Source organism: Streptomyces sp. NPDC006435 (assembly GCF_040612315.1).
In the GTDB taxonomy this organism is placed as follows: Bacteria; Actinomycetota; Actinomycetes; order Streptomycetales; family Streptomycetaceae; genus Streptomyces.
Map to the genome: position 1 here is coordinate 146,175 of NZ_JBEXPY010000014.1, position 22,080 is coordinate 168,254.

A 22,080-nucleotide genomic window follows, 5' to 3' on the forward strand; every position below is an offset into this window, starting at 1 on the left:
CCGTCCCGTGAACGGCACGGCCACCCGCGCCCCGGCCACCGCGGTCACCCGACCGCGGTGGCGCCGTCACGCACGGCGGACAACGGAGCGAAAGCGGCCGGATCCGGCGCCGCCGCGTACAGCAGAACCAGCTCATGACACCGGTACAACGGCAACCCCTGCGGATCGAGCCCCGACAGATCCAGCAGCGCGGTGTCCACCAGTAACTCCAGCACCCGCTCCGCCTCGTCCTCCAGCACCCCCAGCCGCACCGAGACGTCCCGCGCCGAGAACGGCTCCGTACCGGCACCCGACAGCATCGCGAGCGCCTGCGGACCGGCAGCGGCCAGCCGCCGCACCGACGGCAACAACGCCCCGCGCACGTCCAGATCACCGAACGACAGCTCCGCGAGCCGCTGCGCCGGGTCCGCGAGCCGGTTCGCGAACCGGCCGGCCGGCCACGACGGCCGCGCCGCCATCCGCGCCCCCACCACGGCCAGCGCCAGCGGCAGCCCCCCGCAGTGGGCGACCAGGTCGTCGGCGGCATCCGGGTCCTTCGCCGGCCGCTCCGCACCGGCCGCCGCCACCAGCATCGCCAGCGACTCCTCGTCACCCAGCGGCGCCAGGGCCACGGTGTCCGCCCCGGCCACCCGGGCCAGCCGGGACCGGCTCGTGATCAGCACGGCCGCCTGCGGGCTCGCGGGCAGCAACGGCGCCACCTGCAGATCACCGGCCGCGTCGTCCAGAACGACCAGCAGCCGCTTGCCCGAGGTCCGCGCCCGGTAGAGCCGGACCAGCTCGTCCCGGTCCAGGGCCCGCGAGGAACCCTCGTCCAGACCCGGCTCGCCCAGCGCACGCAGCAGCCGCACCAGCACCTCACCGGCATCCTTGGGACTGCCGTCGCGGTGGCACAGCTCGGCGAAGAGCTGACCGTCGGGGAAACGGCCCGCACTGTCCTGGGCGGCCCGCACGGCGAGCGCCGTCTTGCCCACCCCCGCCATCCCCGTCACCAGCAGACGCCGGGGCCGCTCCGCCCGCTGTGCCAGCCGCGCGGCCAGCAGCGACCGCTCCGCGGCCCGGCCGACGAAATCACCCTCCGCAGCGGGAAGCATGGCGGGCACATCGGACCGCCCCCGCGCCGCCCCTGCACCCCGCAGCCGCAACTCCCCGCCCAGCACGGCCTGGTACGTCGCCCCGAGCACCTCGCCCGGATCCACCCCCAGCTGGTCGACGAGCACCTTGCGCCCCTCGTAGTACGTCTGCAGGGCATCGGCCTGCCGCCCGCACCGGTACAGCGCGGTCATCAGCTGCGCCCGCAGCCGCTCCCGCACCGGATGCTCGGCGACCAGCCCCGTCAGCTCCGCCGTCACCTGCTCGTGCATGCCCAGCGCGAGATCCGCCTCGATACGGTTCTCCAGCGCCAGCATCCGCGCCTCCTCCAGCCGCGGCAGCTCGGCCTCCAGGAGGAACTCGGTCACGTTCGACAGGGCCGGACCGCGCCACCACCCCAGCGCCTCGCCCAGCAGCGCCTGCGCATCGGCGTAACGCCGCTCCCGCAGCGCCTCCCGGCCGAGCCGGTCCAGCCGCTCGAACTCGACGACGTCGATGAGGGCCCCGGGCGTGCGCAGGATGTACCCCGGCTGGCGCCGCACGATCTCGACCCCGTCGCCCAGCAGCTTGCGCAGCCGCGACATGTACGTGTAGATCTGCGCGTTCGCGGTGACCGGCGGGTCCCACCCCCACAGCATCGCGCTGAGCCGGGAGTCCGAGACGACCCGCCCGTGCGCGAGCAGCAGCGCGGCGAGGACCGTGTGCACCTTGGAACCGGACAGCGCGATCCAGTCCCCCTCACGCCGGGCCTCCACCGGCCCGAGAATCCGGAAGTCCATGCGGCAAACCCCTTTCAGGTCTGAGCCTCCTGCATGGAACCCGAAGGTAGGCGGCACCCTTATCCATGGGTTATCGCCAAAGCCCGCACACCGATACCGCCCCCGGAGCGCGGCCTTCCGGGCACGGCACCCGCAGGCCCGTACCCCCTTCGCCGCACCGCCCGGCCTGCGAGAATCACCGGCCGGAACAGAAGCGGGAAGAAGACGAGAAGCGGACAAGGAGAGAAGGGGAATGGGGGAGACGGAGACGACGGGGAAGGCGGGGGACGCGGTGACGGACCCGCACGCACGGGCCGAGGCACCGGTCGTGCCGCTGCGGGACCGCGCACTCGTCCTGGAGAGCGAACGGGCCCGGCGGCTGCTGGCCGAGGACCGGTGGCGGCTGTCCCCGGCGGACGCCGAGGCGGTGCGGGCCGTCCTGGCCCGCCTCACCGCCCCGCTGCCGGCCGGACGGGACGCCGCCGCACGCGGAAAGGAACGGACGCACCGGGACAGACGGCTCCAGCGCATCCTGCGCACCACCGTCCACCACCTGGACGCCGGGGCCGTCAGCCCGTCCGCCGCCGCTCTCCTGGCCGCCCTCGCCCGCGCCCTGCTGCCCTGGCACGGCTTCCCCGGCCCGCCCGCCGCGGCCGCGGCCCCCCGGTACGAAACCGTGCCGGGAGCGCCGCCGACCGGGGCGGGCGAGGCCCTGCTCCCGGGCCTGGCCGGCCTGTTCACCGCCCTCGCCGCGACGAGCCGGCCCGGCGACGCGGGGCTCACCCCGCCCGTCGAGCCCTGGCGGGCCCGCCACCCGGGCAGGTTCCGCCACTTCACCCGGCCCGCGAGAGGGGTGTGGGCGGCCGGGACCGTGTGCTGCCCGCGGTGCGGGGGCAGCGACGGCCCGTGGACGGTGACCTGCGACTGGCGCCGGGCCGAACTGGGCTGCCCCTGCGGCGCGGTGCACCGCGAGCACGGCCTGAGCCTCTCGGAGATCTGGCTCGCACTGCCCCGGACCTGACGGGCATTCACCCCCGCCCCGCCCCGCACAACGGCAAACGGGCGGACGGGGCCTCAGCGCAGCCCGTAGTAGAGCGAGTTGTGCGCGACGTCCGGCAGGTAGAGCACGTCCTTGCCGTCGGAGTCCCGCTGCACCGCGAGCCGGTCCGCGCTCACGCCCGGAGCGGCGGACTGCGAGGTCCACGTCCCGTCCGCGGCCTGGGTCGCGGCGAAGACCCGGTCGGTGCCGGTGCCGGTGATGTAGTACACCCGCTTGGTGTCCGTCGCGTTCCAGGTGATGCCCAGGGCCGCCGCGGTCTGGCCGCCCGCGTACACGGTCTTGCTGACCCAGCTGCTGCCGCTCGGGTAGGCGTAGTACACGCGGAAGTTGCCGCCGCTGTCGGCCGAGCGGTAGCGGTAGGCGACCTTCGGGGCGGAGCCGTCCAGGGTGAGCTTGGCGCTCTGCACCGCCGGGCCGGTGTAGGCGTTGTCGATGCTCCACTCCTCGCCCGCGGTGAGGTCCTGGATCACGTCGGAGGTGGCGGGGGTCGCCGGGGTGGTGACGGCCGCGCCCGTGCTGTCGGCGAAGGCGCCGGTCGCCGGGTCGTAGCGCAGGTAGGACAGCTGGTGGCGGAACGCGGTCGCCGGGGCCTTGGCCCACTCGTACAGCAGGTGCACGCGCCCGGCGGAGTCCACCGTCAGGTCGTCGGGGTACACGGAACGGTTCAGCGCCCCGGCGAAGGTGGCCACCGTGCTCCAGCGCGCCGCGGCGTTGTCCCAGCGGTACAGCTTGCCGGGCCGCTGGTCGGCGCCGGAGCCGACCCGGGCGGCCAGGTACAGGTCGCCGTTGGGCGCGGTGGTCACGACGGGGTAGGTGATGCCCACGCCCTGGTCGGGCAGCTCGGCCGCGTGGTCGGTGACGTCGGTGCCGGGGGCCTCGGTGCGGAAGTAGCGCCAGGAGTTGGCGTGCATGGAGGCGAACACGTGCAGGCGGCCGCTGCCGTCGCGCGCCACGGAGGGCTGGTTGTGCCCGTTGTCGTCGGGGAACTCGGCCTGCTGCCCGTCGCCGTTCAGCAGCGGCAGCCGGCTCCAGACCCCGTCGGGGTCGCGCCGGGCGATGGCCGGACGGTGCGTGGCGGCCGTCGAGCCGGGCTCGTTGAAGGCGAAGTACGTGTACTGGCCGCGTCCCTTGTACGTGGCGACCGGCGTCCACCAGGCGGCCTGGTTCGACGAGTCCATCGCGTACGGGACCTTCTCGATCACCGTCGCCGCCGCCGCCACACCACCGGCGCCGTCGGCACTGCCGGCATGGGCGGCCGGCAGTGCCGTGAGCAGAGCGGCCAGGGCCGCGGCCGAGGCGGCGTACGCGCGTGCCGTGGGACGTCGCAAGGTGAACTCCTTCGCGGGCGTGGGGTGAGGCGGACGGGAACGGACCTTGCAGGTTGGCCCGCCCCCGTCCGCTGCGCCGGGAGCCTACAGCGAATCCCGGATGATGAACAGAAGTTGCACAATGCGGATTCAAAATACGTCTTGAGGAATGCGTGTGCGGAACGCCCGAGGGCCCGGTGCGGACCGCAACGGTCCGCACCGGGCCCCCGGGGCGCCGGCCGAGAGTTCAGCGCTTGATGAGGTCGGTGACCTCCTCGGCGGCCTTCTTCATCGCGTCCTTGGGCTTCTCCTTGCCCACCAGGACGGCCTGGACCTGCTTGGCCACGGCCTCCTCGATCTGGGCGTTCTGCGCGAACTGCCAGAACGGGCTGCCGGTGGCCGTGTCGGTGATCTTCTCGGTCCACTCGGTGGTGAAGGTGTCCTCGGCGACCTTCGGGTCGGACAGGCCCGCGGTGGTCGACGGCGGCAGGGCGCGCTCGGTGAAGTACTGGGTGGTGGTGGCGCGGTCGGAGGTGGCGTGCAGCGCGAACTGCGTCGCCGCGTCCTGCCCCTTGCCCTTGACGATCGCGATCACACCGCCCCACAGCAGCGCCTGCGGCTTGTCACCGGCGCGCAGCACCGGACGCTTCATCGGCTGCATCGCGTCGGCCAGCGTCTTGTCCTTGGACTGGGCCGCGGTCACGCCCTTGCCGATGATGGCGTCGTCGTAGAAGGCGGCCTTGCCCTGCCCGAACAGGGCGCGCGCGTCGAAGCGGTCCACATCCGCGGCGATCAGCTTCTCGTCGTGCAGCTTCTTGTACCAGGTGACCGCGTCGACGGAGGCGTCGTCGCCGATGGTGACCTTGTTGCCCTCCAGCAGCGTGCAGCCGAAGGTCTGCATCCACGGGAAGATGTCCTTGAGCTGCGCGACCTTGGTGGCGGCGGCATAGGGCACGACGCCGCCGCCAAGCCCCTTCAGCTCCCGCAGCGCGCCCTCGAACTCCTCGATGGTGGTGGGGTGCTTCTTGATGCCGGCCTTCGCCAGGAGCTTGGAGTTGGCGATCACACCGATCGAGCCGGTGTTCCACGGCAGGCCGTACTGCTTGCCGTCGTACATGCCGCTGTCCAGCGCCACGTTGGTGTAGCCGCCCTTGAGGGCCACCGCGCTGAGGTCGGCGAGCTTGCCCATCTGCGCCACCGCGGCCAGCCAGGCGATGTCCAGGTGCACCGCGCCGGTGGTCTCCCCGCCACCGAGCTTGAGGGTGAGCTGGCTCAGGTACTCGTTGTACGGGTACGAGACCGCGCGGATCTTGGAGCCCTCGGCCTTCTCCCACGCCTTGATGATCTTCTCGATCGCAGGCTTGGCGGCTTCCTCGTTGAGCGACCAGGAGGTGAAGTCGAAGTCCTTGGACTTCGTGTCGCCTCCGTTGGAGGAGGAGCTCGCGCCGGACGGCGCGCAGGCGCCCAGCACGCCGGCGCCTGCCACGCCGAGCGCGCCGATGCCGAACATGCGCAGCGCGCCGCGCCGGCTGATGCCAGAGGTGGTCATGGTGTCTCCATGGATGGGGGAGTGGGCGGAAAGGGGCAAGCAGGTGGGGGGAGGGGTGCGGGGGACGGGGCCCGCGGACTTCAGCTCTTGACCGAGCCGGCGGTCATGCCGCCGACGAGGTAGCGCTGGAGGAACATGAAGGCGATGACCACCGGGACCGACACGACGAGCGAGGCGGCCATCAGCTCGGGCCACGCGGTCTGGAACTCGCCGATGTAGGTGGAGACCAGGCCGGGGGGCAGGGTCTGCTTCTCCTTGTCGGCCAGCGTGACGGCGAAGATGAAGTCGTTCCAGCCGCGGACGAAGGCGAACAGGCCGGCGGCGATCATCCCGGGCGCGGCCAGCGGCGCCACCACCGAGTGCAGCGTCCGCCACCGCGACGCGCCGTCGATGGAGGCGGCCTCCAGCAGGGCGTCGGGGATGGTGTCGAAGATGCCCTTCAGCATCCACACGCACAGCGGCATCGTGAACGTGGTGAAGGACAGCACCAGGGCCGTGTACGTGTTCAGCAGCCCGAAGCTGGAGAACACCGCGTACAGCGTCACCAGCAGCAGCGCCTGGGGGAACATCTGGGAGGCCAGCACCAGGTGCATCAGCGAGCGCCGGCCCCGGTAGCGGAACTTGGAGAACGAGTAGCCCATGTACGTGGCGACCACCACGCTCAGCACGGCGGTGATCGAGGCCACGATCAGGGAATTGACCAGGTACGAGATCAGCTGCTCGTTCTCGGCCAGGGCCGTGAAGTTGTCGAAGGTGATCTCGGTGGGGATCAGCCTCGGCGGGAACTGGAAGGTCTGCTCGGGGCTGCTCAGGGCGGTGGCCAGCAGCCAGTACACCGGCAGCATGCCGAACGCGCCGATCACCAGGACCGCGCTCCAGGCGGCGATCCGCGAACGCAGCAGGTCCTTGCGGATGCGGCGCCGCGAGGTGCGCCCGGCGGGCGCGGCCTGGGTGCGGTGCCGGCCGGTGCGCGACAGCGGGGTGGTGGAGGTGGTGGAGGTCATCAGGCGTCGCCCTTGCGCTCGGTGATCCGGATGTAGACGACGACCAGGAGCAGCAGGAGCAGCATCCACAGGCCGCCCAGCGCGGTCGCCCGGCCGATGTCGAAGCCCTTGAAGGCGGTCTGGTACACGGCGGTCGCGAAGGTCTCGGTGGAGCCGGCCGGGCCGCCGCCGGTGAGCACGTAGATGGTGTCGAAGTGCTGGAAGTTCCAGATGAACTCCAGCAGCAGCACGATCGAGGCGACCCCGCGCACCTGCGGCCAGGTCACGGCGAAGAAGCGCCGTACCGCTCCGGCCCCGTCCATCGCGGCCGCCTCGTGCAGCTCCTTGGGCACGGTCTGCAGGCCGGCCAGGAGCATCACCATCATCCAGGGGAAGCTCGCCCAGGTCTTGGTGATGATGACGGCGAGCATGGCGGTGCCGGGCTGGCCGAGCCAGGAGATCGACTCCTCGATGATCCCGGCCTTCATCAGGATGCCGTTGAGCACGCCGTAGTTCGCGTTGAAGATCCACATCCACAGGAAGGAGACCACCACGCCCGGGATCACCCACGGGAACAGGAACAGGCCGCGCAGGAAGCCGCTGCCCTTCAGGCCCGAGTTCAGCGCGAGCGCGAGCGCGAAGCCGATCACGAAGGGAAAGATCGTCGCGCCGACGGTGAAGATCATCGTCTGCTTGAGGATCGTGAGGAAGTCGCCGTCCAGCCAGTGCGCGAAGTTCTCCAGGCCGACGAACTCACGGCCCGGAAGCCGCAGGTCCTGCTTGAAGAAACCCGTGAAGAGCGCCGATATCAGCGGATAGATGATGATCGTCGCGAACAGGGCGAGCCCCGGTGCGGTCAGCAGCAGTGCGAACGCGCCGTTGGAGAGCCGCCCGCCGGACCGCCCGCGGCGCTCGGCGGCTGTGCGGGGGGGTGCGGCCTTGTGAGGAGGTGCGGCCGTACTCATGGATGTGTCCTCTCGAACGGTGCGGGAGCGGTGGTACGGGGCATGGCACGACGGGCCGCGCGCCGGAGGGCGGGCGCGGCGCGGCCGGGCACGGGCGCGAGCGCGCCCCGTCCCCTGTCCCGGCCGGGTCCCTGTGTGAATGCCATGCATGCTCCATTGAACGCAAGTTGCAGCATGCGGGATCGTTCTCCATATCGCGCGACGACGTCAACCCTTCTGGCTGGCGAAACGCCGGTTCCATAGCAGGACGGCGGCATCGCCGAACAGGTCGAATCCAGCCGTCGGCCCACGGCGACGGCATCGTCGACTGCGCCGGAAATCTACAGCACATCCCACTAGCTGGATAGTGGTTGCACAATATGCATGTGATGTACGTTCAAGGCGCTCCGCTACGCCGGAGAGTACCCGAGCTTCACACCAAGGAGGCCGCCCCGTGCGGGAAGAAGACGCCCACTACGACATCGCCGTCATCGGCGGCGGTCTGGCCGGGACCTGCGCGGCCATCGCGGCCGCCCGCCTCGGCCGACGCGTCGCCCTGGTCAACAACCGCCCCGTCCTGGGCGGCAACGCCAGCAGCGAGATCCGGGTCTGGGTCTGCGGCGCCACCGCACACGGCGTCCACCGCTGGGCCCGCGAGACCGGCATCATGGGCGAGCTGTACACCGAGAACCAGTACCGCAACCCCGAAGGCAACCCCTACTACTGGGACCAGGTCGTCCTCGACGCCGTACGCGCCGAACCGAACATCGACCTCTACCTCAACACCGACGTACGGGAAGCCCACGCGACCGGCCCCGACGACGCACGCGAGATCCACTCCTGCACCGGCTGGATGATGGGCTCCGAACGCCGCATCACCTTCCACGCCCAGCAGTTCCTCGACTGCACCGGCGACGGCCTGCTCGGCCACCTCACCGGCGCCCACCACCGCATCGGCCGCGAAGCACAGGCCGAATTCGGCGAACCCTGGGCCCCCGAGGAAGCCGACGGAGCCCTGCTCGGCTCCACCATCCTCTTCCACACCAAGGACACCGGCCGCCCCGTCAAATTCGTCCCCCCCGCCTACGCCCGCGACCTCGCCACCACCCCCATCCTGCGCAACCGCGTCCTGCGCACCGGCGACAACGGCTGCGACTACTGGTGGATCGAATGGGGCGGCGAACTCGACACCGTCCACGACAACGAACGCATCCGCGACGAACTCCAGGCCGTGATCATGGGCATCTGGGACCACATCAAGAACTCCGGCCAGTTCCCCGACGCCGAGAACCTCACCCTCGAATGGGTCGGCAGCCTCCCCGGCAAACGCGAATACCGCCGCTTCCTCGGCGACCACGTCCTCACCCAGCAGGACATCCTCGAACAACGACAGTTCACCGACCGCGTCGCCTTCGGCGGCTGGTCCGTCGACCTCCACCCCGCACAGGGCATGTACGCCGACGAACCCGGCGCCCGCCAGCGCTACGCCGACGGCATCTTCCACATACCCCTGCGCTCCCTGTACTCCGCCAACGTCACCAACCTCCTGTTCGCCGGACGCAACATCTCCGCCACCCACATCGCCTTCGGCGCCACCCGCGTCATGGCCACCTGCGCCACCCTCGGCGAAGCCGCCGGCACCGCCGCCGCACTGTGCACCACCGAGAACCTCACCCCCCGCGAACTGGCCACCAAACACCCCGACCTGGTCCGCCGCACCCTCCTGCGCCAGGACGCCTCAGTCATCGGCCTCGCCGACGACGACCCCGACAACCTCGCCCGCACCGCCCGCGTCACCGCCTCCTCGCACCAGAACCGCCTGGCCGCCGAACCCGCACCCGCCACCCCCGGCGAGCCCCACCCCCTCACCCGCGACCTCGCCCTGCTCCTCCCGGTGGACCCCGCACTCGACACGGTCGACCTGCTCGTCCACGGCGCCCCCGGCCAAACCCGCGAACTGACCGTGGAACTGTGGAGCACCGGCCGCCCCGAGAACGCCGTCCCCACCGACCGCCTGCTCACCACCACCGTGACCGTCCCGGCCGACGGCCCCCACTGGGTCACCGCCCGCCTCGACCACCACCCCGACACCCCGCACAACGCCGTCCTGATCGTGCGCGCCTGCCCGGACACGGCCCTGGTCCTGCTCCCCGAACGCACCGACGGCGTCCTCGCCCTGCGCAGCAAGGCCGAAGGAGACGCGGCCGTCGACCACGACATCCCCGAGGAGGACGGCCAGCTCGTCCTGGAATGGCAGGCCCGCGGCCTGCGCCGCCACACCTTCGCCTTCCGCGCCACCCCCGACACCGCCGCCTTCCTGCCCCAGCGGGCCGTCGGCGGATACCAGCGCCCCTACAAGGGCCCCCAGATGTGGTCCTCCGCCCCCCTGCCCGACCCCGACCGGGCCGAACAGTGGCTGCTCCTGGACTGGGACGAACAGCAGCAGCTCACCGAAACACGCGTGGTGTTCGACGACGACGTCGACGAATACCTCAACAACCTGCACCGCCACCGCACCCCGTTCGAGATCATGCCGGAACTGGTCCGCGACTACCGCATCCAGAGCCGCGAGCCCGACGGCACCTGGCACACCCTGCTCACGGTGACCGGCAACCGCCGCCGCCACCGCGTGCACCACCTCGAAGGCCCCGACGGCGGCCCCGTGCGCACCGACGCACTGCGCCTGGTCGTGGACGCCACCCACGGGGCACGGCACGCCCACGTGATCGCGTTCAAGGCGTACGGCGCGTAACCGGCAGACGAAAAAAAGGGGGGTGGTGAAGGCCGCAGGGCCTTCACCACCCCCCCTTTTTCCTTTCCCGTCCGGGCGCCCGAGGGGCGCCCGCGGAGCTGCGGGGTGCGCGGCGGGTCAGAGGGCGCCGAGCGCCTGACTGATGACGTCGGCGGCCTCGATGACCTCACGGGTCAGGGCCAGCCGCTGCCCCTCGGCCTCGGTCCGGCCGCCCAGCAGGGAAGTGGGCCCCCACAGGGAGATCGCGGCGACGACCTCTCCCGAGGCGTCCCGGACCGGCGCGGCGAGCGAAGCCCGCCCCAGGGCACGCTCCTCGGCCTCCACGGCGTACCCGGTGCGCCGCACGGTCTCGATCTCACCGTCCAGGAGGTCATGGCTGGTGGTCGTGTACTCGGTGTGCGCCGCCAGCGGCTCGGGAAGCAGCCTGCGGCGCTCCTTGGGCGTCAGCCCGGTCAGCAGGCACTTGCCGATACTGGTGGCGTGCAGCGGGGCACTGTGCCCGGCCTGCGTGTACGACTTCGGGGCACGGGACCCCTCGAAGTTGCACAGGAACATCAGCTCGGTCCCGCGCCGGATGGCGACGTTGGCCCCCAGCCCGGTGCGGCCGGCGAGATCCTGGAGGACCATGCGGGCGGCCCGGTGGACGGGATGGCGGTTCAGGGCGGTGGCGGCGAGCGGAAGCATCCCGAGGCTGAGCCGGTAGAGATTGCTGACCGGATCGCGCTCGACCATGTCGAGGCGCTCGAGGGTGGACAGGAGCCGGGACGTGGTGGAGGAGCCCAGCCCGGTCAGCTCGGCGACATCGGAGACGCGCAGTTCAGCACGGCCGGAGTCGAGTGCACGCAGCACCGAGACCGCTCGTTCGACACTCTGGTTCGTACCGGCGTCGGCCGCCCGAGTAGCCATGACCCTCCTCATTTTGCAAATCGCTTGCACAATCTGCATCAGCATACCGTGCCAGTTCCGGGCCGTTCCGGAAATCCACCGACCCGCAGCCGGAACAAATACAGCCCCCACCCCCCACCCCACAAGGCCCCCGCAACCACACACCACACCCACACCACCGGCACAACACCCCACCCCACAAGGCCCGGACCCCGGCAACCACACACCGCACCCCTGCCGCCCGCAGCACCCCTCACCCCCGCCCCCCGGTCCCCGCCCGCCCCCCGAACACCTCCACGAGCCGCTCGAACAGAACCCCCGCACAAGGATGGGGATCACGGCGCGGGGTGAGCACATGGACCCCCCGCACCGGAGGATCGACGAGAGCCACCGCGACGACATCCGACCGCAGCGCACGGACCAGCACCCCCGGCACCAGCGCGACCGCATGCCCCGTCGCCACCAGAGCCAGCTTGCCCGGCAGATCCGCCGCAGCCAGATCGATCCGGGCACCGACCCCCGCACGGGCCGCCCACTGACGCAGCAACGCCGCCGAACCATCGTTGTCCTCGGCCCAGACCTCCCCGGCCAGCGCCCGCATGCCCACCGGCCCCCGCCCGGCCAGCGGATGCCCGGCAGGCAGAACCACGACCATCTCGTCCAGCCCGAGCAACCGACGCTCGACCCGCACATCCTGCACCGGCCCCGGCGGCGCATCGGTGACCACCGCGACATCCAGATCACCGGCGACCACCCGGTCGTGCAACTGCGCACTCAGCCCCGGCAGCAGACTCCACCGGACGGACTCCGACTCCAGCAGCCCCCCGATGGCCTCCGGAACGATCCCCGCAGCCAGCGAAGGCGTCGCCCCCACCGCCAACGGCCGGACACGCACCCCGTCCCGCACATCACACACCGCCCGCACCGCCCGGTCCGCCTCATTGAGCACCACCAGGGCATGACGACGGAACACCTCACCGGCCGCAGTGGGACGCACCCCACGCGCATGACGCTCCACCAGAACCACACCGAGCTGCTGCTCCAGCCCCGCCACCTGCCGGGAGACCGCCGACTGCGTGTGATGGAGCTCGGCCGCCGCCGCCGACAGCGAACCGAGCCGGCACACACTCACAAAAGTCCGCCACACCGTCAGATCCACGACGCCAGTATGCCCACCAGCCATGCGAGTTGCGCATACCGGCCCTGCGAAACCTGCGCTTGTCGCAACCACACCGGTGCACGACCCTGACACCCATGACCACACCGCACACCGTCGCCGTCCTCGGCCTGGGACGCATGGGCAACGCCCTCGCGACACGACTGACCGCCCGCGGCCACGACGTCATCGGCTGGACCCGCTCCGGAAAGAACCCGGCCGCACACCGCACGACCGGCGACCCGAACGACGCCGTCACCGAGGCCGACCTCGTACTCCTGTCCCTCTTCGACGGCCCGGCCTGCCGACAGGTCCTCGACACCGTCCGCGACTCACTGCGCCCGGACACCATCGTGCTGAACACCAGCACCATCGCCCCCGCCGAAGCAGCCGAACTGGCCCTCCAGACAGGCCCCTCCTACATCCACGCCCCCGTGCTCGGCTCCGTACCGGCCGCCACCGCCGGCACCCTCCACATCCTCACCGCCGCCACCCGGAACACGTTCGACCGGGCCCGGCCGGTCCTGGAAACACTCGGCACCCCCCTGCGCGTCGACGACGCCCGCACCGCCGCCGCACTCAAACTGATCGCCAACAACAGCCTCGCCGGCGCGGTCCTGGCACTGCGCGACTCACTGCGCCAGGCCGACGCCCTCGGCCTGCCCCGCAACCAGGCACTGGACATCCTCGAACTCGGCCGGCTCGGCGCACTGGTCGCCCCCAAACGCCCCCTCCTCACCGGCGAACCGGCCACCACCCCCGCCCAGTTCACCATCGGCGCACTGACCAAGGACATGAACCTGCTGGCCGCCGCATCGAACACCCCCCTGCGCAGCGCGGCCGGCCTCGCCCACACCCCCACCGACCCCGAAGCCGACATCGCCACCGCAGCCACGGCCCCCGCCGCACCCGACACCGTGCTCGCACCCCTGCACGCCTACATCCGCACCCACGCCACCGGCGACCCCGCCCACCTCCACGACGCGTTCCTGCCCACCGCCCACATCGAAGGAATCCGCGACGGCGCATTCGTCTCCTGGTCCCTGGAGGAGTACCGCACACTCTTCCCCGGACACCCCGCCCCCGACGAACCGGCCCGCACCCGCCGCATCGACACCCTCGACGTCCACGGCACCGTCGCCACCGCGACCATGACCCTCTCGCACGGAACGGACACCTTCACCGACATCTTCCTGCTGGTCCGCACCGACAACGGCTGGCGCATCGCCAACAAGGCCTACCACCAAAACCCCTGACGGAACATCACCCCACCGGCACGGCTCACACGCCCCCACGCACCCTCCCGCGCACCGCGTCGAGCGCAAGGGACAGCAGCCGGCGCACCTGCCCGGCGGCCCGAGCCGCCGCCCGGTGGACGCGATCGTCGCCCACGGGGACACCGAAACCATCCACCGACGCGTACAGCAACACCTGCGGGCCGGAGCCGACCACGTCTGCCTGCAGATACCGACCGCCGACCCGGCCGCACCGCCCCGACGAGAATGGCGCGAACTCGCCCCCGCCCCCACACCCCGCCAGACCACCGGAAACGAACAGCACCGACCCCTCCCGGCCGGTGGCGGACCCGACACCACCCGGGCAGGCTCACACCCATGACCTCATCAGTGATACAGAACGTGGCGATCGACTGCACCGACGCCTACCAACTGGCCCTGTTCTGGAGCCGCGCACTCGGCAGCCCCCTGCACCCGGAAGCCGAACCCGGCACCCCGGAAACAGCGGTGATGCTGCCCCAGGGCCCGCTGCTCCACTTCAACCAGGTGCCCGAACCCAAAACCGCCAAGAACAGAATCCACCTGTGCCTGCGCCCGGAGACCTCGCGCGAGGAGGAGGTCGAACGGCTGCTCGGCCTCGGCGCCACCCTCGTCGCCGACCGCCGGGAACCCGACGGCACGGGCTGGGCCGTCCTCGCGGACCCCGAGGGCAACGAGTTCTGCGTCCTGCGCAGCGCGGCCGAACGCGCCGCGACATCCGTGCCCTCCGCACCGGCGGGCTGAACACCCGGCTCGGGCCGGTACGGGGTCAACTCCCGTGACGGGGCGGCCGGCCGAGGTCGAGCGCCCCGGCCAGCCGCTCGACCGGATCACCGGGAAGGCGATGGCGGGACCGGCCGGCCGGCCACGTGGAGATCCCGTCGTCCGCCCACCGCGGGACGACATGGAAATGCAGATGGGGGACGGACTGCTCCGACCCGGGCCCGCTCGCACTCAGGACGTTGACACCCGAAGCGCCCAGCCCCGTCCGCATGGCCGCCGCCACGCGCTGGACCAGCACCGTCGAAGCGGCCAGGACATCGGGCGGGGTGTCGAACACACCCGCGTAATGACGGGTGGGAACCACCAGCGTGTGCCCCGGCGCGAGCGGGTCCAGCGGGGCGAAGGCGCAGGCCTCGGGTTCCCGGGCCACCCAGCGGGCGGTGCCTTCGCTGATGAGCCGGCAAAAGACGCAGTCCATGCCGCCCCACCCTGTCACAGCCGCCCCGGACCCCGTCGGCCGGCCGTTTCCGGGCCGGGAGACGGGAGACGGGGTCGGGGGCCGGGGGGGGGAGGGGTGGGGTGGGGGCTGGGCGGATTCGGGGCGGCGGGCCTAGCCGGTGACGAGCGCGACCAGGAAGCCGTCGTGGCCCTTGGAGCCGACGGTCTGGAGCGCGGTGGCCTCCAGACGGGGATCGGCGCCGACCAGTTCGGTGAAACGGCGGACGCCGTCCACCCGCGCGTCACCGGTGTCCGGGGAGACCACCGCGCCGTCGCGCACGACGTTGTCCCCGACGATGAGGCTGCCGGGCCGGGTCAGCCGCAGGGCCCATTCCAGGTATTCCGGGTTGGACGGCTTGTCGGCGTCGATGAAGACCAGGTCGAACGGTTCCGTACCCTGCTCCCGCATCTCCTCTGCCAGTTGCGGCAGGGTGTCCGCGGCCCGGCCCTCACGCACTTCGACCACATGGCCGAGCCGGGCACGGGCGATGCTCGCGGCGGCGGTCGCCGCACACACCGGGTCCGCCTCCAGCGTCACCAGACGCCCGCCCTCGGGGAGCGCACGGGCCAGCCAGATGGTGCTGTACCCGCCGAGCGTTCCGATCTCCAGCACCCGGCGGGCGCCGCCGAGCCGGGCCAGCAGGTGGAGCAGCTTGCCCTGGTTGGGAGCCACCTCGTGCGCGGGAAGACCTGCGGCGACGGAGCTCTCGCGGGCGGCGGTCAGCGCCTCGTCCTCCTCCACCAGATGCCCGTTGAAGTAGGCGTCGACAGCCGACCAGGTATCCTGCGACATAGTGAGTTCCTTTTCGATACTTACTGTCTGACCAGTGCGAACACTACCCCCTCCGGGGCCGCGGCGAACCCGTGGGCAACCGCGGCAGCCCGCATGCGGCCGTCAGGCGGGAACCGGGGCGGGAACCTTGCGGGCCTTGCCGGTCTCGCGGAGGAACAGCAGGCCGGTGAGCGCGACCAGCGCCGAGGTCAGGCCGTGTATGCCGAACGCGGCGGCGACGGAACCGTGGTGGGCCAGGACGTTGACCATGTCGCCGAACGGGGCGACGGCCTCCATCAGCAGGACCCAGCCCAGGGCGCGGCGGTGGCCCGTCACCAGCAGGATGCCGATGACCAGGCCCATCGAGAATTCGCGGATGCCCTTCATGACGAGGAAACCGCCGCCGTCGCCGTCGGGCCAGCTCGGCAGGCCGACGCCGGGAGTGGACGCCCCGGGGGCCAGGATGAAGGACAGCCCGAGGTAGAGGACGAACAGGGTGCAGGCGATGGCCAGGGCGGTGTTGACGTTCTTCAGCGACACGGTGTTTCTCCTTCGAGGTTCGGCGCGGGATTCAGTGGCGGGTGCGGGCGCCGTCGGCCTCACGTCCCGGCGTGGTGCGGATGCGCGACTGCCCGGGGGAGGGGGCGGGGCTTCTCCGGCTGCGGCTGCTGCACTCCGGGCACGCGGCCGGCTGCCGGGCAGGTGGGTCCGTGGGCTCAGACGAGAGCGGTGACCAGCAGGGCGAAGGCGGCGATGATGACGGCGACGCGGACGTAGTGCCAGCGCTCCCAGCGGTTCATCTGCTCCTTCCAGTCCTCGGGCCGGTTCTCGGGGGTCCACGTCTTGTTCCGGTCGTTGATCGGAACGAGCAGCAGGAGCGACATGACCACGCTCAGGAGCAGGAGCGCGCCGGCGGTGACGACGAGGCCGGTGCCGTGGTGGTGCCACCCTGCGGCGGCCCAGGCGCCTACGAGGGCGAGCGAGCCGATGTACCAGACCGGCATCACGGCGCCGAGCATCCGGCCCCCGTGGGCGTGGCCGAGCTGACGGCTGTCCTCCGGGAGGGCGTTGAGGATCGGGCCGATGACGAAGGCGACGGAGAACTCCACCCCCACCATCACGCCGACTATCACGGTGGTGACGATCTCGAGCGCGTTGAGCATGACGATCCTCCCGGGATCTAGCATTGCTAGCTGATGGGTCAACGCTAGTACTGCTGCCGCTCGAATGTCTAGCGATGCTAGGATCGAGTCATGTCGGTACAGGAACGCAAGCAACGCGAACGAGCCGAGCGCGAACGCCTCATCGTGGCGACAGCCCGCGAACTCGCCGAGCAACAGGGCTGGGACGCGGTCACCACCCGCCGGCTCGCCGAACGCATCGAATACAGCCAGCCCGTCCTCTACAGCCACTTCCGCGGCAAACGCGAGATCATCGGCGCCGTCGCCCTCCAGGGCGCCACCGAAATGGCCGCAGAAGTACGAGCCGCAACCGCCACCGCGGACGGCCCCCGCGAGCGGGTCACCGCCCTAGCCCGCACCTACCTCGACTTCGCCGCACGCAACCCGGCGGTCTACGACGCACTCTTCCAACTCGACGGCGGCCTCGCATACGCACAGGAAGAAACCCCGGAACCCCTCAAGGACGCCTTCGCCGCCCTGCAGGAGTGCCTCGAAGGAGCCGCCGGGAACGGCATCGCCCCAGGACTGTTCACCGAGGTGTTCTGGGCATCCCTCCACGGAGTGGCGACCCTGACCCGATCGGGACGACTGCCACCGGAAGACACCGAACGGAGAGTGCAACTACTGGTGGACCGACTCGCCAAGATCTGACACACCCCGGCCGACGGAACGCTGTTCCGCTCGGAACACGGGAGCCTTCGGCGACAAAGCCGCTTGAAACGTTGCCCCGGGCGAGGAAGGGTCTGTGACCATGGAGTACTTCTGCTACCACCGAGACCGGCCGGACTCCCGCGCATTGCGCGAAGAACTGCTGGAGAAGCACTGGTCCTACATGGACCGGTACACGAAGGAACTGATCGCCCGCGGCCCGACCTTCGCCGACGACGGTGAGACACCCACCGGAAGCGTGCACATCGTCGACCTGCCCGACCCCGCCGCTGCCCGCACATTCGCCTTCGACGAGCCCAACTACCAGGCCGGGGCATACCGGGACGTGCTGCTGCGCCGATGGCACAACGTACTGGGGCGCACCATGTGGGACTTCCCCGGTGACCGAAGCAGCGGCAACCAGTACCTGCTCCTCGGCCTCGGCGAAGGTCCCGCCGCAGACCTCACCCCACCACCCGACCAGGACGAACTGATCGCATACGGGCCGCTGCTGTCCGACGACGGCGACACATGGCTCGGCACAGCCGCACTGCTCCGGGCCCCGAACCCGGACACGGCACGCGCCACCCTGACCCCGGACCGGTACGCGACCATCGAAGTCCACAACTGGGAGCCCGGTGGACGCCGATGAACCACGAGGGCACCGGGCCGACGCCATCCCCGAAGCACATGGACCTGGGACAGGAGCGGTGACGGTGACGATGCGGACGGTCCCGTTGGTGGGCGGACCGGTGGAGCTACGGGGTGCGCTGGACCTGGAGACCACAGCGGCAGGGGTCATGCCGCGCCGGTTACCGGCGTGGACCAAGGAGCAGTACCAGAACCCATCGGTCTACGGAGTGACCGTGATGCCTTCAGGGGTGCGGCTGGTGTTCCGCACCGATGCACGCGCACTGGAGTTGGAGGTACTCACCTCCACCGGCCGACTCGCCACCGACCCCCACCCTCGCCCAACCGGCATGCTGGAGCTGTTGGTTGACGGCATCCCGGCCGGACGCCGGCAGACACCGGTGGGCAACGTGCTGAGAATGGCGGGCCCCGGAGCCGCACAGCGACTCATCCCGGGCAAACCCGGAACCGTACGGTTCGCCGGACTGCCGACCGGCATGAAGAACATCGAACTGTGGCTCCCGCAGCAGACCCCCACGGAACTGGTGGCACTGCGCGCCGACGGCGACGTGCTGGCACCGCTGCCGGACGGGCGCCGCCGCTGGGTGCACCACGGCAGCTCCATCAGCCACTGCATCGAGGCTGACGGCCCGACCGGTACCTGGCCGGTGGTGGCAGCCACGCTCGGAGAGGTGGAGGTGATCAACCTCAGCCAGGCGGGCAACGCTCTGCTGGACCCCTACGTCGCCCGGACGATCCGCGACACGCCCGCCGACCTGATCAGCCTGAAGGTGGGCATCAACATCGTGAGCCTGTCCGCCTTCCGGCTGCGGACGTTCGGCCCGGCAGTACACGGATTTCTGGACACGATCCGGGACGGCCACCCGGACACCCCGCTGCTGCTGATCTCCCCGGTGAGCTGTCCGGCCCTTGAACAGGTTCCCGGCCCGACCAGGACCGGACCGGACGGGAGGATCACCGCCCTGGGCAACCCGGCCGATGTGGCCGACGGCGCACTGTCGCTGGCGGTGGTCCGCACCGAGCTGGCCCGGATCGCCGCGGTACGACAGACGTCTGATCCCCACCTCCACTGTCTCGACGGACGAGCACTGCTCGGCCCGGATGAGACAGCCGACCTGACCGACGGCCTTCACCCCACCGCCGCCGCGTACCGCCGAATGGGCAAGCGCTTCGCCGCCCACGCCTTCGCACCCCACGGCCCCTTCCACTGAACTGTTCGTAGTCCCTCGTGCGACGGCGGACACGCCCCCCTCCACGCGCCGCCAAGCCACCACCGACCCAATGCCCCTGCGGATGATCCGCAGCAGCCGCCGACCCCACCGTCATCGATCCCATGCCGCTGGAGCGTGTCAGACACAGGAGGAACCGTTGGGGCCGACCGGCGAGCACCTTGCCCGTGCTTCCTGACCGGAGGACGCCATCAACTGCCACGGTCGGCTCTTGCGAACCGCGTCCGCACCCTTGTGCCGCAGAGTTGCCGATTGTGGTGCCCATATGCACGATCTTGTCCCCGGGTGGGGAGGAGACCCATAGCATCGTCTGTCATGGCTACAGTGATCTTGACTGTCGGGCTGGCGTTCATCGGCTATCTGGTGACCTATTTGAACGGATTGCGCCTTGCGCAGCGGCAGGCCCGGCTCGCTCGTGTCAACCAGCAGTTGAGCGACTTCTACGGGCCGTTGTTCGCCCTCATGGAAGCCAACAGCCGGACCTATGACACCTTCTCGGAGAAGTACGCTCGCCCCGACGGTCGTGATCCCTTCCGCCATGACACACCACCTACCGAGCAAGAACTTGCGGAGTGGCGCACCTGGGCCACAACCGTCTTCATCCCCAACATCAAGGCGATGCGAGACGTGGTGGTCACCAAGGCCGACCTCCTCATCGAGGAAGAGATGCCTCCCGCCCTCCTCCAGCTTTGCGCCCATGTCTCGGGCTACGAGATCACTGCTGCCCGATGGGCCCAAGGCAACTACGAAGAGCACCTGTCACTCATATCCTTCCCCGGCCGGGAACTCAGGAAGTACATCCGTGACAGGTTCACACAGCTCAAGAGCGAGCAGGCGCGTCTGTTGGGACACAGCCGAACTGCCGGCGGAAACTGATGAACGTGCCCCGTCGGGTGATGAGGCGAACTCTGTTGGTATTTACGGGACAGTCCCTGGCTTGTTTTTTTATGGGCTGGCGTTGAATGTGGATTGAATTAGGTTGGTGTTTTCACGGTCCAGCGGGTGTGAGGGCAGCCTTTGCCTGATCTTTCGTTCCGTCGCAGAGACAGAAGAACTGGTACGAAGGCCGCGGTGGTGAGTCTGGAGCATCAAGACGTCCCGCAGGAGGTGTATGCGGAAGTGCCAGGCTTCCGGACGGGGGTTGTACGCGTGCATGACCGCGCGGGGCGACACGCTGCTGTGCACGGACGGGCCGGTACGCAGGCTGGTCGGCCCGGCGCTCGCGTCGGAACATCGCCGTGATCACGTGGCTCCGTACGGCGGGTGGTCGGCTGGTGCTGGCAGTGGATGTCTCACGATGGCTGCGCCGGACGCCAACAGGTGTGCTGCCCGGCTCTTTTGTCTCACGTTCGGCCGGGGTGACCATGGAGCAGATTCGCGAGGTCGTCGAACGGATGGATGCAGTCGGCCAGTGGGAGCCGGGCGGCCCGGAGGTCCTGGCCGTGCTGGACGCCGGATACGACGTTTCGGGCATCGTCCACCTGTCGGCCGGACTGTCCGTCGAGATCCTGGGCGGCTCCGTTCGGATCGGGTGATCCGACGACCAGCACCCTCACGCGAAAAGTTTTTCCTGGCCAACCTCATCGAGCACACGTCTCGCCTGTTCAAGCAGTCGACCGGTGGACCCGACTGGTGATCGCTGCCTGTGCCCGGTCCCGGCTCGTCCGGCCGCCGGCCGGTGGCCTACGACGCCCCTGGGAGAAGCCGGCCGGGCCGAGAACAGGCTCACCCCCCTGCCCGAGTCCGACAGGGGCTCAGGAACCTGCGCATGGAGACCGGCACTCCTTCCAGTGCACCGAAGCCGTCACACCCGGGCCTGACCGACCGCCGGGCCCCGAGGAACCGTCGCCCCGCCACTCGTCATGACGTGGGCGGAGTCCTCGCGACCGGCAAGGCGTACAACCGCCCGGCCCACCACAAGACCGGCACCAAAACCCGTCGAAAAGGATAAACAACAGGTTCGGCACCAGCCACTTTTCCGTTGCTCCCTGTATTTGGAATCCCTTGCCAGAAAAATTTCCCTCAAGGGGCGAACGAGAATTTACAGGAGCTCACCGACTCCATTTTTATAAAGCGTCAAACTGATTACTTTTCCCACCATTTCTGTCGTGAATGAATTTTTCTGACGAAGTGTCAGAAAAATTCATCCGGTCTCGAAAGCAGCGTGTTCTCAGATGGAATCAAGGCGTGAATACGGGCGCACCAGGAAGCTCAAGACCAGATCATTTCTCCAGGCGAGCGAGTGCCAGATCTCGCCAGAATTGACGAAACGTCAGATCTAACCCCCCAGCACCGCATGACTCCCCGTCACCAGGACCACCCCGCCCCGTAGCCAGCAGCCCGCGAAGCGGGCCAAAGAACAGCCGCGGAGCGGCTGTTCAGGTCTGCGTAGCAGACCGTCACATCAGGCGCGGAGCGCCAGATGTGACCCAGGGCCACGGAGTGGCCCAACACCCAGGAGCGCGGAGCGCTCCTGGGAAGTGACGCGTAGCGTCACCGCGTCGCGTCTGCGGAGCAGACCGCGCGTCGGGTCAGGCCGGTGCCCTGCGCCTCGGCGTGGCCCGTGCGCTGAACGAGGCCGACGTGGACAACAACCGTCCCACGCTGAAGAAGGCCGGCTT

At 70.1% G+C, this 22,080-nt stretch carries 20 protein-coding genes and 2 pseudogenes; 11 read left to right on the forward strand and 11 right to left on the reverse strand.

Annotated elements, in window-relative coordinates:
• Positions 1-44: 44 nt before the first annotated feature.
• On the reverse strand, positions 45-1,868 hold the full coding sequence (locus ABZZ04_RS16820; protein ID WP_356932959.1) for a BTAD domain-containing putative transcriptional regulator: 1,824 nt from the start codon (positions 1,866-1,868) through the stop codon (positions 45-47).
• Positions 1,869-2,100: 232 nt separating this feature from the next.
• Here ABZZ04_RS16820 and ABZZ04_RS16825 point away from each other — a divergent pair, with 232 nt between their 5' ends.
• Entirely contained in the window at positions 2,101-2,868 is a 768-nt protein-coding gene (locus tag ABZZ04_RS16825; RefSeq protein WP_356932960.1) for a hypothetical protein, read from the forward strand.
• Positions 2,869-2,921: 53 nt separating this feature from the next.
• Here ABZZ04_RS16825 and ABZZ04_RS16830 read toward each other — a convergent pair whose 3' ends face one another.
• The 4 genes from ABZZ04_RS16830 to ABZZ04_RS16845 all read right to left on the reverse strand — a co-directional run bounded on the left by ABZZ04_RS16830 (position 2,922) and on the right by ABZZ04_RS16845 (position 7,711).
• Complete coding sequence (locus ABZZ04_RS16830; RefSeq protein WP_356932961.1) at positions 2,922-4,235, reverse strand: BNR-4 repeat-containing protein; 1,314 nt, start codon at positions 4,233-4,235, stop codon at positions 2,922-2,924.
• A gap of 226 nt (positions 4,236-4,461) precedes the next feature.
• Positions 4,462-5,763, reverse strand: coding sequence for an extracellular solute-binding protein (locus ABZZ04_RS16835; RefSeq protein ID WP_356932962.1), 1,302 nt, complete (start codon positions 5,761-5,763; stop codon positions 4,462-4,464).
• Positions 5,764-5,843: 80 nt separating this feature from the next.
• Positions 5,844-6,767: a carbohydrate ABC transporter permease gene (locus ABZZ04_RS16840; RefSeq protein ID WP_356932963.1), complete on the reverse strand. Its 924-nt coding sequence runs from the start codon at positions 6,765-6,767 to the stop codon at positions 5,844-5,846.
• Entirely contained in the window at positions 6,767-7,711 is a 945-nt protein-coding gene (locus ABZZ04_RS16845) for a sugar ABC transporter permease (RefSeq protein WP_356932964.1), read from the reverse strand. The genes ABZZ04_RS16840 and ABZZ04_RS16845 overlap by 1 nt, the downstream gene beginning before the upstream one ends.
• A gap of 433 nt (positions 7,712-8,144) precedes the next feature.
• Between ABZZ04_RS16845 and ABZZ04_RS16850 the strand changes: the two genes are divergently transcribed.
• Entirely contained in the window at positions 8,145-10,442 is a 2,298-nt protein-coding gene (locus ABZZ04_RS16850) for an FAD-dependent oxidoreductase (RefSeq protein WP_356932965.1), read from the forward strand.
• Between the two features lie 117 nt (positions 10,443-10,559).
• Here the strand turns inward: ABZZ04_RS16850 and ABZZ04_RS16855 are convergent, their stop codons facing one another.
• Both ABZZ04_RS16855 and ABZZ04_RS16860 read right to left on the reverse strand, forming a co-directional pair.
• On the reverse strand, positions 10,560-11,348 hold the full coding sequence (locus ABZZ04_RS16855) for an IclR family transcriptional regulator (RefSeq protein WP_356932966.1): 789 nt from the start codon (positions 11,346-11,348) through the stop codon (positions 10,560-10,562).
• A 232-nt stretch (positions 11,349-11,580) separates the two neighbouring features.
• Positions 11,581-12,486: a LysR family transcriptional regulator gene (locus ABZZ04_RS16860; RefSeq protein WP_356932967.1), complete on the reverse strand. Its 906-nt coding sequence runs from the start codon at positions 12,484-12,486 to the stop codon at positions 11,581-11,583.
• Between the two features lie 95 nt (positions 12,487-12,581).
• On the opposite strand from ABZZ04_RS16860, the gene ABZZ04_RS16865 reads away from it, so the two are divergent.
• The 3 genes and pseudogenes from ABZZ04_RS16865 to ABZZ04_RS16875 all read left to right on the forward strand — a co-directional run bounded on the left by ABZZ04_RS16865 (position 12,582) and on the right by ABZZ04_RS16875 (position 14,501).
• Positions 12,582-13,739 carry a nuclear transport factor 2 family protein gene (locus ABZZ04_RS16865; protein ID WP_356932968.1) on the forward strand — a complete coding sequence of 386 codons (1,158 nt, stop codon included), beginning with the start codon at positions 12,582-12,584 and terminating at the stop codon, positions 13,737-13,739.
• Between the two features lie 88 nt (positions 13,740-13,827).
• A pseudogene (locus ABZZ04_RS16870) lies at positions 13,828-14,100 on the forward strand (LLM class F420-dependent oxidoreductase); the annotation flags it as partial.
• Complete coding sequence (locus tag ABZZ04_RS16875; RefSeq protein ID WP_356932969.1) at positions 14,097-14,501, forward strand: VOC family protein; 405 nt, start codon at positions 14,097-14,099, stop codon at positions 14,499-14,501. The pseudogene ABZZ04_RS16870 and the gene ABZZ04_RS16875, both read left to right, overlap by 4 nt.
• Before the next feature lie 25 nt (positions 14,502-14,526).
• Here the strand turns inward: ABZZ04_RS16875 and ABZZ04_RS16880 are convergent, their stop codons facing one another.
• The 4 genes from ABZZ04_RS16880 to ABZZ04_RS16895 form a co-directional block, all read right to left on the reverse strand.
• Complete coding sequence (locus ABZZ04_RS16880; protein ID WP_356932970.1) at positions 14,527-14,958, reverse strand: HIT domain-containing protein; 432 nt, start codon at positions 14,956-14,958, stop codon at positions 14,527-14,529.
• A 132-nt stretch (positions 14,959-15,090) separates the two neighbouring features.
• Entirely contained in the window at positions 15,091-15,771 is a 681-nt protein-coding gene (locus ABZZ04_RS16885; RefSeq protein WP_356932971.1) for an O-methyltransferase, read from the reverse strand.
• Positions 15,772-15,873: 102 nt separating this feature from the next.
• Positions 15,874-16,290, reverse strand: coding sequence for a DUF4267 domain-containing protein (locus ABZZ04_RS16890; protein ID WP_356932972.1), 417 nt, complete (start codon positions 16,288-16,290; stop codon positions 15,874-15,876).
• Positions 16,291-16,466: 176 nt separating this feature from the next.
• Positions 16,467-16,913, reverse strand: a complete 447-nt coding sequence (locus ABZZ04_RS16895) for a DUF1772 domain-containing protein (RefSeq protein ID WP_356932973.1) — start codon at positions 16,911-16,913, stop codon at positions 16,467-16,469.
• A 90-nt stretch (positions 16,914-17,003) separates the two neighbouring features.
• Here ABZZ04_RS16895 and ABZZ04_RS16900 point away from each other — a divergent pair, with 90 nt between their 5' ends.
• From ABZZ04_RS16900 to rpsI, 6 genes and pseudogenes are all read left to right on the forward strand, one after another.
• On the forward strand, positions 17,004-17,582 hold the full coding sequence (locus tag ABZZ04_RS16900; protein WP_356932974.1) for a TetR/AcrR family transcriptional regulator: 579 nt from the start codon (positions 17,004-17,006) through the stop codon (positions 17,580-17,582).
• A 100-nt stretch (positions 17,583-17,682) separates the two neighbouring features.
• Complete coding sequence (locus ABZZ04_RS16905; protein WP_356932981.1) at positions 17,683-18,231, forward strand: YciI family protein; 549 nt, start codon at positions 17,683-17,685, stop codon at positions 18,229-18,231.
• Positions 18,232-18,301: 70 nt separating this feature from the next.
• The gene (locus ABZZ04_RS16910) at positions 18,302-19,441 is read left to right on the forward strand and encodes a lipase (protein WP_356932982.1); all 1,140 of its coding nucleotides are present in this window, start codon (positions 18,302-18,304) and stop codon (positions 19,439-19,441) included.
• Between the two features lie 333 nt (positions 19,442-19,774).
• A complete protein-coding gene (locus ABZZ04_RS16915; protein ID WP_356932975.1) occupies positions 19,775-20,335 on the forward strand; it encodes a hypothetical protein in 561 nt (186 codons plus the stop codon).
• A gap of 488 nt (positions 20,336-20,823) precedes the next feature.
• A complete protein-coding gene (locus ABZZ04_RS16920) occupies positions 20,824-20,994 on the forward strand; it encodes a hypothetical protein (RefSeq protein WP_356932976.1) in 171 nt (56 codons plus the stop codon).
• A gap of 991 nt (positions 20,995-21,985) precedes the next feature.
• Positions 21,986-22,080, forward strand: a pseudogene (gene rpsI, locus ABZZ04_RS16925) (30S ribosomal protein S9); the annotation flags it as partial.

Excerpts from the sequence above, each read along its gene's own strand:
- ABZZ04_RS16880 (WP_356932970.1), bottom strand. The coding sequence starts at position 14,958 with ATGGACTGCGTCTTTTGCCGGCTCATCAGCGAAGGCACCGCCCGCTGG.
- ABZZ04_RS16855 (WP_356932966.1), bottom strand. The coding sequence starts at position 11,348 with ATGGCTACTCGGGCGGCCGACGCCGGTACGAACCAGAGTGTCGAACGA.
- ABZZ04_RS16875 (WP_356932969.1), top strand. The coding sequence starts at position 14,097 with ATGACCTCATCAGTGATACAGAACGTGGCGATCGACTGCACCGACGCC.
- ABZZ04_RS16885 (WP_356932971.1), bottom strand. The coding sequence starts at position 15,771 with ATGTCGCAGGATACCTGGTCGGCTGTCGACGCCTACTTCAACGGGCAT.
- ABZZ04_RS16910 (WP_356932982.1), top strand. The coding sequence starts at position 18,302 with ATGCGGACGGTCCCGTTGGTGGGCGGACCGGTGGAGCTACGGGGTGCG.
- ABZZ04_RS16835 (WP_356932962.1), bottom strand. The coding sequence starts at position 5,763 with ATGACCACCTCTGGCATCAGCCGGCGCGGCGCGCTGCGCATGTTCGGC.
- ABZZ04_RS16895 (WP_356932973.1), bottom strand. The coding sequence starts at position 16,913 with ATGCTCAACGCGCTCGAGATCGTCACCACCGTGATAGTCGGCGTGATG.
- ABZZ04_RS16900 (WP_356932974.1), top strand. The coding sequence starts at position 17,004 with ATGTCGGTACAGGAACGCAAGCAACGCGAACGAGCCGAGCGCGAACGC.
- ABZZ04_RS16840 (WP_356932963.1), bottom strand. The coding sequence starts at position 6,767 with ATGACCTCCACCACCTCCACCACCCCGCTGTCGCGCACCGGCCGGCAC.
- ABZZ04_RS16905 (WP_356932981.1), top strand. The coding sequence starts at position 17,683 with ATGGAGTACTTCTGCTACCACCGAGACCGGCCGGACTCCCGCGCATTG.
- ABZZ04_RS16920 (WP_356932976.1), top strand. The coding sequence starts at position 20,824 with ATGGAGCAGATTCGCGAGGTCGTCGAACGGATGGATGCAGTCGGCCAG.
- ABZZ04_RS16865 (WP_356932968.1), top strand. The coding sequence starts at position 12,582 with ATGACCACACCGCACACCGTCGCCGTCCTCGGCCTGGGACGCATGGGC.
- ABZZ04_RS16915 (WP_356932975.1), top strand. The coding sequence starts at position 19,775 with ATGGCTACAGTGATCTTGACTGTCGGGCTGGCGTTCATCGGCTATCTG.
- ABZZ04_RS16825 (WP_356932960.1), top strand. The coding sequence starts at position 2,101 with ATGGGGGAGACGGAGACGACGGGGAAGGCGGGGGACGCGGTGACGGAC.
- ABZZ04_RS16845 (WP_356932964.1), bottom strand. The coding sequence starts at position 7,711 with ATGAGTACGGCCGCACCTCCTCACAAGGCCGCACCCCCCCGCACAGCC.
- ABZZ04_RS16820 (WP_356932959.1), bottom strand. The coding sequence starts at position 1,868 with ATGGACTTCCGGATTCTCGGGCCGGTGGAGGCCCGGCGTGAGGGGGAC.